Annotated in this window: 12 protein-coding genes; all 12 read right to left on the bottom strand. The window is 71.7% G+C overall.

The genetic code is table 11. The features are described from left to right. Window positions 1-11: 11 nt before the first annotated feature. Window positions 12-2624 (bottom strand): acetyl-CoA carboxylase biotin carboxylase subunit family protein, encoded by a 2613-nt coding sequence (locus tag OG276_RS24180; RefSeq protein WP_266908669.1) that lies wholly within the window; start codon window positions 2622-2624, stop codon window positions 12-14. A 95-nt stretch (window positions 2625-2719) separates the two neighbouring features. Next, entirely contained in the window at window positions 2720-4009 is a 1290-nt protein-coding gene (locus tag OG276_RS24175; RefSeq protein WP_266908667.1) for an acetyl-CoA carboxylase biotin carboxylase subunit family protein, read from the bottom strand. Then, entirely contained in the window at window positions 4006-5304 is a 1299-nt protein-coding gene (locus OG276_RS24170) for an amidohydrolase (protein WP_266908665.1), read from the bottom strand. Before OG276_RS24170 ends, OG276_RS24175 begins: the two co-directional genes overlap by 4 nt. 10 nt (window positions 5305-5314) lie before the next feature. Beyond that, complete coding sequence (locus OG276_RS24165) at window positions 5315-6784, bottom strand: MFS transporter (RefSeq protein WP_266908663.1); 1470 nt, start codon at window positions 6782-6784, stop codon at window positions 5315-5317. Next, the gene (locus OG276_RS24160; RefSeq protein ID WP_266908662.1) at window positions 6771-7511 is read right to left on the bottom strand and encodes a hypothetical protein; all 741 of its coding nucleotides are present in this window, start codon (window positions 7509-7511) and stop codon (window positions 6771-6773) included. Before OG276_RS24160 ends, OG276_RS24165 begins: the two co-directional genes overlap by 14 nt. 102 nt (window positions 7512-7613) lie before the next feature. Further along, window positions 7614-8948: a diaminobutyrate--2-oxoglutarate transaminase family protein gene (locus tag OG276_RS24155; protein ID WP_266908661.1), complete on the bottom strand. Its 1335-nt coding sequence runs from the start codon at window positions 8946-8948 to the stop codon at window positions 7614-7616. A gap of 4 nt (window positions 8949-8952) precedes the next feature. Further along, the gene (gene hypF, locus OG276_RS24150; protein ID WP_266908660.1) at window positions 8953-11364 is read right to left on the bottom strand and encodes a carbamoyltransferase HypF; all 2412 of its coding nucleotides are present in this window, start codon (window positions 11362-11364) and stop codon (window positions 8953-8955) included. Window positions 11365-11387: 23 nt separating this feature from the next. Continuing rightward, on the bottom strand, window positions 11388-12413 hold the full coding sequence (hypE, locus tag OG276_RS24145; RefSeq protein WP_266908658.1) for a hydrogenase expression/formation protein HypE: 1026 nt from the start codon (window positions 12411-12413) through the stop codon (window positions 11388-11390). Between the two features lie 43 nt (window positions 12414-12456). Beyond that, entirely contained in the window at window positions 12457-13041 is a 585-nt protein-coding gene (locus OG276_RS24140; RefSeq protein ID WP_266908656.1) for a cysteine hydrolase family protein, read from the bottom strand. A gap of 338 nt (window positions 13042-13379) precedes the next feature. Beyond that, entirely contained in the window at window positions 13380-13961 is a 582-nt protein-coding gene (locus OG276_RS24135; RefSeq protein ID WP_266908654.1) for a GNAT family N-acetyltransferase, read from the bottom strand. A 170-nt stretch (window positions 13962-14131) separates the two neighbouring features. Beyond that, complete coding sequence (locus tag OG276_RS24130; RefSeq protein ID WP_266908652.1) at window positions 14132-14935, bottom strand: hypothetical protein; 804 nt, start codon at window positions 14933-14935, stop codon at window positions 14132-14134. Window position 14936: 1 nt separating this feature from the next. After that, the gene (locus OG276_RS24125; RefSeq protein ID WP_266908650.1) at window positions 14937-15131 is read right to left on the bottom strand and encodes a hypothetical protein; all 195 of its coding nucleotides are present in this window, start codon (window positions 15129-15131) and stop codon (window positions 14937-14939) included. Window positions 15132-15309 lie beyond the last annotated feature (178 nt).

The following is a 15309-nucleotide window of genomic DNA, read 5'->3' as shown; positions in this document are numbered from 1 at the left end:
GCGGGGAGGATTCAATTCGCGTCCACTCCCTCGGCGGCCGGGTCGACGTGGAAGGCGCAGCCGATCTGGGCGCCGCGCAGCATGCTCACGATGCCCACGGCCGGGTCGGTGACTCCGCGGGCCAGGGTGCCGGCGTAGCGTCCGTCGACCATCAGCGTCCCGTAGGCGACGGCCATGTCCTCGCAGGTCTCGCCGTCCTCGGAGAGGAACCGCTCGGTGGTCGGCAGCAGGCGGTGCTGGAGGACGAACGGGCCGTCCACGGCCTGGCGCAGCTTGGCCACCCACTCCTTCTGGTCGGTGGTCCAGCCGGGGGTGACGCCGACGCCGCCGTAGAGCAGGGTGGGCTTGAGGACCAGGTGGTCCTTGTTCGCGATGGCGTACGGCAGCAGGTCGATCTTCTCGCCGCCGAAGGTGACCTTCTCGTCGCGGACGAAGCGGGTCCAGGGCAGGATCCGGTCGATCAGCTCGCGCTCGGCCTCGGTGAAGACGGCGCGGTTGCGCTCGTCGCTGAGCATCGCGAGGCTGCCCTTGTTGCCGTACAGCTCGCAGTCGAGCGGGGCGAACAGTTCGACCGTGCCGGCCTCGACGGCGTCGAGCAGCGGGTTGACGAGGTCGTAGGTGCGGGGCTCGTCGGGCATTTCGCCGGGCAGGAACATCCGGTAGACCACGTCGACCTTGCGGCCGGCGTGGAGGACGTTGCCGTTCTCGTAGGCGAAGTCGCCCAGGTGACAGACGACGGTCTCGAAGCCGAGCCGCTCGAAGGCCGGTACGACGAACTCCATCCAGCACTTGGACTTCTCGAAGCCCTCGGGCCAGTCGGTGATCGCGAGCAGCGGCCGCTCGATGCCTTCGAGGGAGGGTGCCTGGCGGCGCAGCACCTCGGTGATGCGGGCGAGCGGGTCGGGGTAGACCAGGCTCTCGGCGGCCGCGAACTTCGCGAACTCCTCGTCCTGGATCAGGGCGCGGGCGAACTCGCCCATCTGCCAGCCGCCCAGCGAGGAGCCGGTGTTGAGCTCCATGACGCGGAAGCCGCCGGTCTCGCGGTACAGATCGGCGCGGGAGAGCGGGGCGAGCTCGTCCACGGATCCGCGCAGGACCAGGTCGGCCTGGGTGGGGGACATGCCGACGGCGGTGGCGAAGGCGCGCAGGTCTCCGCCGAAGAGCCGGGCGGGCACGGCCTTGAGCAGTTCGAAGAGGCCGTTCAGGTCGCTCTCCAGGCCCGTCACGTCGGCCTCGCTGAGGAAGACGGGGCGGTTGAGCCCCTCGCCGCCGCCGGCTCCGTAGCGGAACCACTCCACGCCGCGGACTCCGGAGACGGTCTGGCGGGCCGCGGTGCGCTCGTGGTCGAAGAAGCGGCGGGTCACGGCGTTCTCGACGCGGGCGCCGAGCCGGTGCGCGGCGACTCCGGAGACCTCCGTACGGGAGAGGGCCTCGGCGCGGTCCAGGGCGCGGCGGGTCCCGGCCGGGGTCTCGCTGACCGCGACGAGCGCGGCGGAGCGGGGGGTCAGGCCGCGGGGCGGGAGCAGCAGCTCGTCGCCGGGCTCGACCAGGGCGACGGCCTCGGCGAGGTCCTCCACGTCCTCGGGACTGGGCAGGAGCACGCGGTCGACGGCGCCGTCGTAGGCCGGGTAGAGGAAGCGGACCTCGGCGCTGAGGGCGCGGGTCGGGGTGATGTCGGGGGTCTGCTCGAAGGCGATCCTGGCGGCGGCCAGCGGCAGGTCCACGCCGGTGGCGAGCTTGTACAGGTGCGGGATGAGGTCGCCGCCGAGGCGGCCGTTGAGCTCGATCAGGCGGGGGCCGTTGGCGGCGACGCGCAGTTCGGTGTGGGTGACGCCGTAGTCGACTCCGGCGGCGCGGTGGGAGTCCTGGACCAGCTGGGTGACGGCGTCCGCCCACGGCTCGTGGCGCCAGTCGGTGACGAGGTGGCCGACCTCTTCGAAGTACGGGTGGGCGCCGAGGCGCTTGCGGGCCACGCAGACCGGGGTGGCCACGCCGTCCACGACGACGCTGTCCACGCTCAGTTCGGGGCCCTCGATGAACTCCTCGATCAGGACCGAGGCGGTGGTGCCGGCGCCGCGCAGCCGGCTGGTGGAGGCGAGCCGGAAGGCCCGGCGCAGGCCGTCGACGTCGCGGGCCATCATCACGCCGAAGCTGCCGCCGAGGGTGCGGGGCTTGACGACGACGGGGAAGCCGATGGACTCGGCGGCGGCGACGGCCTCGTCCTCGGTGGTGGCCGGGATGTAGCGGACGGCGGCCATGCCTGCGGCTTCCAGGGCCTGGCGGGTGGCGTACTTGTCGCGGCAGATCTTGGCGGCGGCCGGGTCCATGGCCCGCATGCCGAGCTTCTTGGCTACGGAGGAGACGGCGACCAGCGACCACTCGTCCCAGGTGACGATCGCCGCGTCGGCGACCTCCCCGCGCAGGTCGGCGACCGAGGCGTAGAGCTTGGCGGCGTCCGTGGTGTCGGCGATCCGGTGGGTCTCCACGTAGCGGGCCTGCCAGGTCGGCGCCTCCGGCGCGACGAGCGTCACCTCGTAGTGCTGGGCGAGGGAGGCCAGGGCGTACTCCCGGTACTGCTGTATGCGGCTGCCTACGAGGATGACGCGCTGGCGTTCGGAGGTCATGAAGACCACGGTGGATTCCTTTCCGGTTCGGGGCGTGGAGCGGGTTCGCCCCGGAGAACAGGGGGTTCGAGAGGTCTTACGAGGTGTGGTGGGGGTCAGTCCGTCCGGTCGGCGGGGCCGGCGGCGGCCGGTGGGGCTCCGACGGGGACGCAGGTCAGGCGGAAGGAGTCGGCGGACTCGGTGATGGCCGCCTCGACTTCCCGGGTGGAGGCGCCGCGGAAGCGGAAGCGGGTGCCGACGTGCTCGTAGCCGCTGATCGCCGGGGCCGTGGAGCCGACCGGGGTGTGCTTGACGGCGTACGGGAGCCGGCCGGGCGCGGGTTCCCGTACCCAGCCGGCCGCTTCGATCCGGCAGGGAGCGGGCACCGGGAGCGGGAGCAGCAGGTAGCCGCCGACCTCGCCGGTCTTGAGCGGCGGCAGGACGGGGGTCAGGCCGAGCTGGATGTCCACGGCGGCGGCCATCAGGTCGACCTCGTGGACGTCGCGCCAGGTGAAGGGGATCTCCCCGCCGCCCACCCGGGCACCGCACTCCAGGAAGACCAGCGCGGGCCCGCCGTCGGGGGCGGGGGTGACGAAGGCCTCCAGGTGGAAGACCCAGGGCTGGGAGCCGCCGAGGGCGGGGCCGACCGCGGCGGCGAAGGCCTCGACCTCTTTCAGGAGCCCGGGTTCGTCCTCCTCCACGGAGCCGAGCCAGGTGCCCTGCGTGAAGTCGGCGCAGGTGCCGCCCACGTAGCGCGAGACGGTCCAGCTGCCGAGCGAATCGCCCTCCCACAGGCCGTCGATGTGCAGGATCGGCCCCTCCACGTAGCTCTGGACGAGGTACGGCTCGGCGGCGAGCGCCGCGGCCAGCCCGGTCAGCGCGGCCAGTTCGGCGGCGGAGTCGATCTGGACCACGCCGCGGCTGGCGGTGCCGCGGTGCGGTTTGACGACCAGCGGCCAGCCGTGGGCCTCGCCGAAGGCGAGGACGGCGGCCGGATCGGGGGCGGGGGCGAAGGCGGGCACCGGCAGTCCGGCGGCCTCGGCGGTGCGGCACATGGTCAGCTTGTCGCGGAACACGGCCAGTTCGGCGGTGTGCTGGCCGGGGATCGCGAACTCCTCGCGGATCAGCGCGGCCGTGTCCAGGTCCCCCTCGTTGAGGGCGATCAGCCGCGCCGGGGTCCCGAAGCGGGCCACGAGCCCGGTGACGGCGGCGCGGACGGCGGGCAGGTCGTCGGTCAGCCCGACGGTGGTCACCGCGGCGGCGGCTTCCGGCAGCGAGGCGCGGCCGAGCTCGGTGCTCACGTAGGTGACGTGGGCGGCGTCGTGGTCGAGGTAGTCGGCGTAGTGCGCGTGGGTGTCCCGCCAGCGGTGCAGGACGATCAGGTGCGGCCGGTCGGCGGCGCTCATGCCGTCTCGCCCCCCTCACCCGCGTCGGCGTCGGGCGCGGAGTCAGCGGCGGCGGCGAGCCAGGGCAGGGCGGCCGTCGCCATCGTGCGGACGCCGATGGAGAGCGCGGGTCCGGCGACCGGCGCGAAGGTGGAGGAGTGGTTCTGCGGGAGCTCCTCCAGCTTGCCGGCGGCGAAGGCCTCGCCGAAGGTCTGCGGGTCGAGGCCGCCGTAGAACCAGTACACCGAGGGGACTTGGGCGGCGGTGGCGAGGAGGCCGAAGTCCTCGCTGGCGGTGGTCGGGCCCATCGTCATGACGGCGCCGGCCCCGAAGTGCTCGCGGTGGGCTTCGGCCACCCGCTCGGCACTCGCGGTGTCGTTGACGGTCATCGGCAGGTGGTAGACCGAGGTGATCTCCGGGTCGGCGGTCGCGCCCGCGGCGGCCGATTCGGCGCGCGCGAGGCGCTCGATGGCCGCGAGGACCTTCTCGCGAACCGGTGCGGAGCTGGTGCGCACGTTGATGCCGAGCTCGGCCGTGTCGGGTATGACCGCGGCCGTGGTGCCGGCGTGCAGTTTGCCGATGGTGACCACCACCGGTTCCTGGGCGGATATCTCGCGGGAGACGATCGTCTGGAGCCGCAGCACGAGCGAGGCCGCCATCACCACGGGGTCGACGGCCGCCTCGGGCTTGGAACCGTGGCCGCCGCGCCCGAAGAGCTTGACGGTGATGGAGTCGGTGGCGCCCATGACCGTGCCCGGCAGGGTCGCGATGAGGCCCACGGGACCGGGTCCCACGTGCGAGCCGAGGATCACGTCGGGGCGCGGGAAACGCTCGAAGAGCCCGTCCTCGACCATCTCGCGGGCTCCGTAGCCGCTCTCCTCGCCCGGCTGGAAGACGGCGACGACGGTGCCGCTCCAGGCTCCGCGGTTACGGGCGAACAGGGCGCAGGACCCGATCAGCGCGGCCACGTGCAGGTCGTGGCCGCAGGCGTGCATCACCGGGACCTCGGTGCCCGCTTCGTCGGTGGCGGTCTCGGTGCTCGCGTAGGGCAGCCCGGTGGCCTCCTTGACGGGCAGCGCGTCCATGTCGGCGCGCAGCATGACCACCGGTCCGTCGCCGTTGTTCAGGACCGCGACCACGCCGGTGCGGCCGACGCCGGTGGTGATCTCCCAGCCGCCCTGGGCGGCCAGCCGCTCGGCGACGAGGGCCGCCGTCCGCTTCTCCTGGAAGGCGAGTTCGGGGTGGGTGTGCAGTTCTCGGTAGTCGGCCTCCAGCGCCGGCATCAGCGAGTCGAGACCTTCGAGCAGTGCAGTCATGACGTCCTTCTCAGGCATGAGGGGTTACGGACACGGGGTGTTCGCGACCTGGGTGTTCGCGATCTGGGTGCTCGCGCCCGGGGTGTTCCTGTACGGCCCATGAGGCGGCCAGCGCCGCCGCGGCGGTCAGTGCGGGCCACCACGGCAGCCAGGCGTTGTGCCCCGCCGATCTCAGGAGTTCCGCGAGCATCGGGAACGTGCCGCCGAACAGGCTGATCGCGGCCGCGGTGGGCAGGCCGACGGCGACGGCGCGCACCGCGGGCGGGAACAGCTGCCCCGCGAAGACGTTGCTCACCGCGAGCGGGAGGCCCAGCAGGAAGAGCAGGACCACCGTGACGACGGGGACGGGCACCTGTCCGGAGGTCATGGCCAGCAGCAGCGGCACGGTGCCCAGGGCGAGCCCGGCGAAGCCGAGGCGCAGCACGGGCAGGGCGCCGAACCGGTCGGCCGCCTTGCCGCCGCCGAGCATGGCCGCGAGGAGCGCCACCATGCCGAGGAGCAGTGCGGCGGAGGTCTCCTCCTTGGTGGCGGCACCGGCGCTCTCGGCGTACGAGGGGAAGTCGACGGTGACGAAGTAGAAGGTGGTGGTGGCCCCGGAGGTGATGGCGAACACCACGGCGAGCCGCCCGAGATGGGCCCGCAGCACCGGCCAGGGGCTCGGCGCCTTGGCCTTCGCTGCCGCCTTCGCTGCCGCCTTGCCCGCTGCCTTGCCCGTCGGCTCCCCCGGTGCCTTGGCCTCCGCCTTGCTGGCCGTCTCCCCCGCCGCGGCCGTGAAGACCCCGCTCTCCGCCGCCCCGCGCCGGATCCACAGGGCGGTCAGCCCGAGCAGTCCGCCGAAGACGAAGCCGTAGCGCCAGGCGCCGTCCTCGACTCCGCTCTCCCCGAACACCCCGAGCAGGACGCTCATCACGACGAAGGAGAGCGCGCTGCCCAGCACCACGCCCCCGTAGGAGACGGCGCTGTAGAAGTAGCGGCGCCCGGCCGGCGCGGTCTCGGTGACGTACGCGGCCACGCTCGGGTTCTCCGCCCCGACCGACAGGCCCTGCACGAGCCGGGCCCCGACCACCAGCAGCGGAGCCGCCAGTCCGATGGAGGCGTAGCCCGGTATGACGGCCAGGAACAGCGAGCCGGCGGCGATCAGGCCGACGGTGAGGGTCAGTCCGTAGCGCCGGCCGCGGGTGTCGGTGAGCCGGCCGATGAGCACGCTGCCCAGCGGGCGGACCAGGAAGCCGAGGGCGAAGCCCAGGTAGGCGGCGATGAGTTTGGCGGTGGGCGAGGTGCCGGGGAACAGTGCCTCGGCGAAGTAGGGGGCGAGGATGCCGTAGATGGTCCAGTCGTAGGCCTCCACGACCGATCCGACGGTGGCGGCGGCCAGTTCCCTGCGGGGGCGCCGGGCCGGCGCGGGGGCAGTGGTGGCCGCCTCCGCACCGGCCGCGGGGAGGCCGTCCCCCACGTGACGGTCGGTCTTAGTGCTGGTCATCTGTCACTCCGTAGACCCTGATCAATGAGTTGTCCTGGCCGGGGAAGGGCACGGCGTGCAGCCGGACCCCGGTCGCCGGGAGGGCTTCCAGGCCGGTCAGGCCCGTGAGGGCGGGCAGGCCGGCGGCGGCGAGCGCCGCCGCCACCGGCCCGTTGCCCTCGCGGCTGTCCGTGGCCACCATGAGCGCGCCCTGCCCGGCGAGCAGGGCCACGGCGTCCTCGGTGAGGTACGCGCCGGCCGCGCGGCCGGTCTGCACGACCACGGCGTGCCCCGTGAGGTCGAAGGGCGCCAGCGCGAGCCGGTCGGCGACCGGCGCTCCGGCTCCGAGGAGCCGGACGAGGACCACGGGAAGGTCCACCAGGCCGGCCAGGCCCGGTGCGGCGCCGCCCGGACCCGACGGCCAGGCGGCCCGGGTCGCGGGGCCGGTCAGGTCCGTCGTGGTGCGGCCCGATCCGGCGGAACCAGGGGTCTGGGAGCCGGTGTTCCGGGAGCCCTTGTGGGGTTCCCGGAGCAGCTCCCGGCGGGTGATCTTCGTGCTGCCGACCATCAGCAGTCCGAGGTGGCGGACGATCAGTTCGCCCAGTTCCCCGTCGGCGATGTCGTCGCCGGGGATGTCCAGGCGGAACCCCTGCATCTGCAGGGCGCCTCCGTTGCTGAAGACGACCTCCGCGTCGAAGTCGACGCGCCACTCGCCGCCGTGCTGACCGTTGTTCGTTCCCGTGGTCATGTCCCTGTCCTCACGTTCGTGGATCCGGTGCGGGCGCCGTGGTGTCGGCCACCGCGTGCCGCGCGGATCCGTGCTCTGCCGTGCCGAACCGGCTTCTCCGGCTCAGGCGCAGTCGATCAGAGCTTTCTCCAGCGCCGCTGCCATCTCGTGGATCTCCTCGTCGGTGATCACCAGTGGCGGAAGCAGCCGGAGCACGGCGCCGTACCGGCCGCCGCTCTCCAGCAGCAGCCCGTGGTCCAGGCAGGCGCGCTTGATGCGCTTGGCCCGGGCCCCGTCGGCGGGCAGCGAACCGAGCCGGTCGGCCGGGCCCGCGGGGTCGACGATCTCGATGCCCCACATCAGGCCCCGGCCGCGGATCTGGCCGATCTCGGGGTGGCCGGCGGCCAGCCGGCCGAGCAGGGTGGCGATCAGCTTGCCCTTGGCGGCGGCCTTTTCGATCAGTCCCTCGGCCTCCGTGACCCGCATGGCGGCGAGTCCCGCGACCAGGGCGATCTGGTTGCCGCGGAAGGTGCCCGCGTGGGCTCCGGGCGCCCAGGCGTCGTACTTGCCGTGGTAGAGCAGCAGCGACAGCGGGAAGCCGCCGCCGGCCGCCTTGGACACGAGGACGGCGTCCGGTTCGATCCCGGACTCCTCGAAGGCCCACATGGTGCCGGTGCGTCCGAAGCCGGCCTGGATCTCGTCCAGGACCAGCGGGATGTCCAGCCGGGTGGTGATCTCCCGCAGGCCGCGCAGCCAGGAGGCCGGCGCCGGGATCACCCCGCCCTCGCCCTGGACGGCTTCGACGAAGATCGCGGCCGGTGTGGTGATGCCGCTCTCCGGGTCGGTGAGCAGCCGCTCGATGTAGGTCAGGCCGGCCTGGATGCCCGCCTCGCCGCCGATGCCGAAGGGGCAGCGGTAGTCGTAGGGGAAGGGCAGGTGGTGGACGTCCGGCATCAGGGAGGGCACGGACTCCTTGGCGCCCAGGTTGCCGGTGAGGGCGAGGGCACCCGCCGTCATGCCGTGGTAGGCCCCGTGGAAGGAGATCACCGTCCGGCGGCCGGTGGCGATCTTGAACAGTTTGATGGCGGCCTCGGTGGCGTCGGTGCCCGCCGGCCCGCAGAACTGCGTCTTGAAGGTGTCCGCCATGGTGCCCGGCAGCCGCTCGTAGAGCGCCTGGAGGTACTCGTACTTGGCCGGGGTGGTCAGGTCCAGTGCCTGCTGGACCTGACCGGAGGTGAGGTACTCCCCCACCGCGGCCAGTACGCCGGGGTGGTTGTGCCCCAGCGAGAGGGTGCCCGCCGCGGCGAGGCAGTCCAGGTACTCGCGGCCGTGCCCGTCGCGGATCCGTGCTCCGTGGCCTTCGGCGAGGAGCTTGCCGAAGGTGTTGGCGTAGGTCCGGGCGCCCGATTCGCGCGCCTCGACGAAGGTGTACATCTCGTCCGGCGTGAGGGTGGTCACGTCGTCACTTCCTCAGGTGTGAGCGGGCGTCGGCGACCATGACCTGGCCGAGGGCGATTCCTCCGTCATTGGTCGGGACGAGCCGGTGGACATAGGTGTCGAAACCGTCGGCGGTCAGCCCGGTCAGACAGTTGAGCAGCAGGAACTCGTTGAGGAACACGCCTCCGGAGAGGGCGACCTGGTTGACCCCGGTCTCCTCCCGCAGGGCCTTGCAGCGCTCGCGCACCATCTCGACGACGGCCGTGTGGAACCTGCGGCTGATCCGGTCCACGGGCAGTCCGCCGGCGATGTCGGCGGCCATGGCCCGGATCACGGGCCGCGGGTCGACCTCGGTCAGTCCGTCGGCCTCGTAGGCCCCGAAGCGGTACGAGGCCTGCGGCTCCGGGGCGGAGTCGCGGTCGAGCAGCCCCTCCAGCTCGATCGGGCCCTGGGCCTCGTACTCGGCCTTGGCGCAGACCCCGGCGAGGGCGGCGGCCCCGTCGAAGAGCCGGCCCATGCTGGAGGTGGGCGGGGAGTTGATCCCGCGGGCCGCCATCGTCGCGAAGACCTGGCGGCGCTGCTCGTCGAGGGCGGCGAGGGCGGGGAAGCCCGCGAGGGCCCGGTCCGCGTCCCCGTCGAAGGCGTCCAGGGCGAGTGCGTACCCGGTGCGGATGGGTTCGCGCACCGCTTGGTCCCCGCCGATCAGCGGCAGGCCGCGCATCCGGCCGACCCGGCGGTAGGCGGCGTAATCCCCGAGGAGGAACTCCCCGCCCCAGACCGTGCCGTCCTCGCCGTAGCCGAAGCCGTCGAAGATCACGCCGAGGGTGGTGCCGCTCACGTGGTTCTCCGCCATGCAGGAGGCCATGTGGGCGTGGTGGTGCTGGACTTCCACCGTGGGGAGCGCGGGGCCGGCGCCGTCGTCGTCCAGGGCGGCCCGGGTGGAGCGGAACTGCGGGTGCATGTCGTGCGCCGTGACCTCCGGCTTGAGCGCGTACAGCTGCGCCAGGTGCCGGGCGGTGCGGTGGTGCGCGGCGAAGGTCTCGTCGTTCTTGAGGTCGCCGATGTGCTGGCTGAGGAAGACCTGGGAGCCGTTGGTGAGGGCCACGGTCGTCTTCAGTTCGGCGCCGAGGGCGACCACGGGGGCCACCTCGCGGCCGACGTCCACCGGGTAGGGGGCGTAGCCGCGGGCGCGGCGGATGAACTGGAGGAGCGGCTCGTCGAGTTCGGGGTGGTCGGAGAGGCGGACCACCGAGTCGTCGACGCGGATCTCGATGTCGCGGTCGTGGTAGAGGATCACGTCCGCGATCTCGAAGAGCTGTTCCAGCGCCTCTTCGTTGCGGTAGGCGATGGGGTAGCCGGAGATGTTGCCGCTGGTGGCGACGAGCGCTTCGAGGCCGGGCTCGTCCAGCAGCAGGTGGTGGTGGGGTGCCGAGGGCAGCATGATCCCCAGGTTGGGGTTGCGCGGGGCCACGGACTCCGGGAGGGAGCCCGCGCGCTTGCGGGCCAGCAGGATGGGACGGGCCGGCGAGCGCAGGACGTCGATCTCCGCTTCGGAGAGCTCCACCAGGTCCTGCGCCGTGGTGAGGTCGCGGACCATCACCGCGAACGGCTTGGAGTCGCGGCGCTTGCGGCTGCGCAGCAGCGCCACGGCGTCGGCGTTGGTCGCGTCCACCACGAGGTGGAAGCCGCCGACGCTCTTCATCGCGGCGATCCCGCCGTCCGCGAGGACCCGGGCGGCCCTCAGGAGCGCCTCGTCCCCTTCGGCCGTGTTCCCCTCGCGGTCCCGGAGCAGCAGCCGGGGGCCGCAGTCCGGGCACGCGTTGGGCTGCGCGTGGTAGCGCCGGTCCATCGGGTCCTCGTACTCGGCCTTGCAGTCCGCGCACATGGTGAAGGTGGCCATGGTGGTCATCGGACGGTCGTACGGCAGGTCCTGGATGATGGAGTACCGGGGCCCGCAGTTGGTGCAGTTGATGAAGGGGTAGCGGTGCCGGCGGTCCTTCGGGTCGCGAAGTTCCGCCTGGCAGTCGCCACAGACGTGGGTGTCCGCCGGGAGCAGCGCGGACCGGGCTCCGGTGTGCTCGCTGTGCACGATGGTGAACGGGCCCGCGGGCACGGTGCCGCGGTCCAGTCCCCGGGTCGGCCGGACCTCGTCCACCCGGGCGAGCTCGGGGGCGCGGCCGCTGAGGCCCGCCGCGAACTCCTCCAGGGCGGCGACCGGTCCGGACGCCTCCACCAGCACGCCCTCGGGGTCGTTGCGAACCCAGCCGGAGAGGCCGAGTTCACGGGCCAGCTTGTAGACGAACGGCCGGTAGCCGACGCCCTGGACCACGCCGGTGACGCGGATGCGCCACTCGTCGACGGCGCTGACAGCGCTGACAGCGCTGTCGGCGTCCGTGATCCCTTCGGGCCGCTCCGTGACGGTCTGCTCGGTGCTCATGGCGGTTTCCTCGGTCCCTTGTCTCAGCAGAGCCGGGGCAGTTCGGCGCCGAGGAGTTCCTCAAGCTGGGTCTCGCGGCCGTCCTTGTCGCGCAGCAGCACCAGGGCCTCGGTGTCCTCGGAGATCTCGCCGATGGTGACCGCGTGCTTGCCGTAGGGCAGCGAGCGCAGGGCGGCCAGTACGTCGGCCTCCGCCTCCGGGGCCACGAAGACCGCGAGGCAGCCCTCGTTGGCGCAGTGCAGCGGGTTGATGCCGAGCATGTCGGCGGCCATGGCGGTCTCGTGCTGGATGGGCAGGTCGTCCTGGGCGACGCGGATGGTGCGGCCGAGCTTGTGGGCGTACTCGTGGAGCACGGCGGTCAGCCCGCCGCGGGTGACGTCGCGCATCGAGCGGACGGCGCCGGCCTCCACGGTCGACAGGACGGTGTCCACCAGCCCGTTGAGCGGGGCGCAGTCGCTGTCCACGCGCTGCTCGAAGCCGAGGCCCTCGCGGATGGAGAGCAGGTGCACCGTGTGGTTGCCGATGGGGCCGCTGAGGATCACCTTGTCGCCGGGGCGCACGTCGGTCATGGTGAGCGGCTCGCGCTCGAAGACCCCGACGCCCGCGGTGTTCAGGTAGATCTGGTCGGCCTCGCCCTTGCGGACCACCTTGGTGTCCCCGCCGACGATCTGTACGCCGGCCTCGCGGGCGGTGTCGCGGATCGACTCCAGGACCTGGACCAGCTTGGGGATGGGGAGTCCGGTCTCCAGGATCATCCCGAGGGTGAGGTACTTGGGCCGGGCGCCGGCCACGGCCAGGTCGTTGACGGTGCCGCAGACCGCGATCTTCCCGATGTCCCCGTTGCCGAAGAACGGCGGGTCGATCACGAAGGAGTCGGTGGTCATCGCGATGCGGTCGCCCTCGATCTTGAGGACCGCGCTGTCCTCCATGATGCCGACGTACACGTCGCCGAGGGTCGCCGCGATCAGCTGGACCAGGTCCTGGCTGAGCTTCGCGCCGGTGCCGTGGTCGAGGACGATGAATTCGGTGGGATCCACGCTCGTGGTCATGCCTGTTCCTTTCTGGAACGGGGAGTTGAGGTGCGGGGCGTGGTCACGGGGTCTTGATGTTCTTGCGGGGCAGCCCGCCCTCGGCGTCGAGGACCTTGATGACCTCGGCGGAGTCGCTCACCGTGGCGCAGTAGCCCTCCAGCCAGTCCAGGGCGCGCTGCTTGTCGTCCAGGCGGGCCGAGACGACGCAGTCGGACGGGACCCAGATGTTGTAGCCGCGGAAGAAGGCGTCGGCGGCGGTGGTCTGGACGCATATCTGCGTCTGCATGCCGGTGATCAGCACGGTGTCCACACCGAGGGCCTGGAGGCGCTCGTGCAGGTCGGTCTCGTAGAACCCCGAGTCCTTGCTCTTCTCCATGACGACGTCCTCGGGGGCCAGGAAGGCCTCGATGATGTCGGCGCCGTGGGTGCCGCGCTGGACCGGGAGGTGGCCGTCGTAGCGCTCGGCGTTCGGGTCGTCCGGGTCGTTGACGAGCTGCAGGTGGAAGATGTGGTGGCCGCGGCTGCGCATCTCGTCGAGGAAGCCGGTGAAGTGGGGGGTCGCGGCCTCGACGGCGGCGACGCGCTCCGGGTTCTTCTCGACCAGTTCGTACTGGAGGTCGTTGGTCAGGACGGCGATCTTGGACATGGCTGTGCCCTTCGGTGGAGTGGTGTGATCCCGGAACCCGGCCGGCGCACGTCGACGTGCGCCCCGGCGGGCGGTGGGTGGGGTGAGAGCTGTGGGTCGGGCCAGGAGGGGTGCGCACCGGCCGGTCGGCCGCGAAGGGCCGTGGCGCACGGGCGGATCGGCCCGGGGCGGGTGTACGGCCTGCTCGGTGCGGCGTGATCGGTGCGCGGGGGCCTGCGCGGCCGGGTCGGGCGGCGCGGCGATCAGGAGGGGCACGGATGCGCGTGCGGGTGCGCGACGGGTACTTCAGGCGTGGTGCGCGTACGAGGTGCTACGCGTACGGCCCGACGGTGGGGAAGTCAGCTCGCGACCGCGACGCGGTCGGACTCCAGCTCGTGCAGCCAGGTGCCGGTGGCCTCGAAGTGGGCCGTGATGTCGGCGAGCCGGGCATGCATGTAGAAGCCCGTGACGGGGCGGCCGTCGGCGCGGGCGTAGTCGGGCAGCCGGCCGTACTCGCGGAAGCCCAGGCGCTGCCAGAGCACGGAGGGACCGTCGTCGCGGACTTCGAGGGTGATGACGTCGCAGCCCATCTCGCCGACCTTGCGCAGGGCCTCGGCCCAGCCTTCGAGCAGGAACTGCCCGCGGTAGTCGGGGGCGACGACGCAGCGGCGCATCTCGACGATGTGACGCCGGGCGGGCAGCGGGGCCCGGGCGAGCGTCACCATGCCGACGATGCGGCCTTCGTCGGTGCGGACGTGGAGGAGCTCGACGGCGCCCTTGCGCAGGTCGGCCTCGAAGGCCCGCATCAGGGGCAGGCCCTTCTCCAGGCCCACCGGTTCGTAGAAGCCGAGGGTCATCTCCTTGACCGCGACGGCGTCCATCAGCTCGATCATTTCGCGCATGTCCTGTTCGGACAGTTCGCGAGGCCATGAATAGTGCATCGTCTTCCTTGGTGAGTAGACGGGTGGAGCAGCCGGACCCCGGACATCACGGCACCGCCCCCGTGGGGGCTGTGCGGCACATCTGGTACGCAATGCCCGGGATCGCCGGACTGCGGGAGCGTCGGCCCTTCGGCCCTTCAGGGCCTTGCCGGCAGGTGGAGGCCGGTCGGTCAGACCGAAGCGGTGGCCTTCGTCTGCAGGTTGGTCTGGACGGCGGCGGCCGGTGCGGCCTGGGTCAGCAGCGAGGCGTCGGCGCCGGCGCCGAGCACGGTGGCCGCGTAGACCTCGACGAAGTAGGACACGAAGAGCGAGTTGATCTTGATGAGGTGCTCGACGAAGCGCTCCTCGTCGGACTCGTCCTTGATGATGCGCATGATCAGGTTCCAGACCATGTCGACGTGGTCGTCGTCGTCGTCGAGGGCCAGGTGGGCACGGGCACCCTTGGTCTTGTCGGCGCCGACGTGCTGCTCCATGATGTCCAGCCAGTCGGGCTGCGTCTTGCCCGCGATGTACTCCAGGTAGAACCCGCTGATCATCGCGGCCAGCGGACCCTCGGTGGCCATCGTGTAGTAGAAGTAGCCGTTGAGCAGCTCGGTGGCGAAGGTCGGACGGATCGCGTAGATCTCCTCGTCCGTCATGCCGACCTTGTGCAGGTCGCCGGCGAACATGCGGTCGTGGCGGCCCTCCTCCGCGCCGTACATGCCCCACTCCTTGCAGAGCTGCGGGTCGCGGGTGGCCCAGTAGTTGGCGATGAGCGGGTCGACGGCGCGCTTGAGGCCGATCCGGATCATCGTCTCGACGTTGTGCCGCTTGTACAGCTCGAGGTCGAACTTCTCCTTGTCGAGCATCCCGTCGGCGCCCGCGCTGCGCTCGTAGAAGTCCCGCTCGAACTTCAGCAGGAGCTCGTCGACGCGCTTGCGGAACTCAGGGCGCTGCAGGTTGGAGTACGTGTTGTACGACTTACTACGAGGCATCTCATCCCCAGCCGAGATCGTTGGCTACCTGACCCGGACCAGCGGGGGCGGCGAGGTTCGCCGCACCACTGGTCGACGGGGCCAGGAAGACGGTCACCGCGAAAGTTGCCGCAATGGCGATGAGGAAACTCGCTATACGTGGCATGCTTGCCTGCCCCTCAAGATGTCCTGCGGTCCGGATCAGCTTCGGGCTCATCCTGTCCGTTCTACGACATCCGGAGCCATCCCTTTCTGGGATCATGTTGCCGCTGGCGAAAACATGACAGGGGGATGAATTGAACACAATCAGACAAGTCCACCCTTTTCCCGTGCCCCGGCTTACCCCTGCCGGAGACCGTCTCTACCGGTTCTGTACACAGACACCGGGAACAACA

It is taken from the genome of Streptomyces sp. NBC_00086 (assembly GCF_026343255.1).
Classification (GTDB): domain Bacteria; phylum Actinomycetota; class Actinomycetes; order Streptomycetales; family Streptomycetaceae; genus Streptomyces.
Note: the sequence above shows the minus strand (reverse complement) of the source record. Positions and strands in the feature narration are given on the sequence as shown.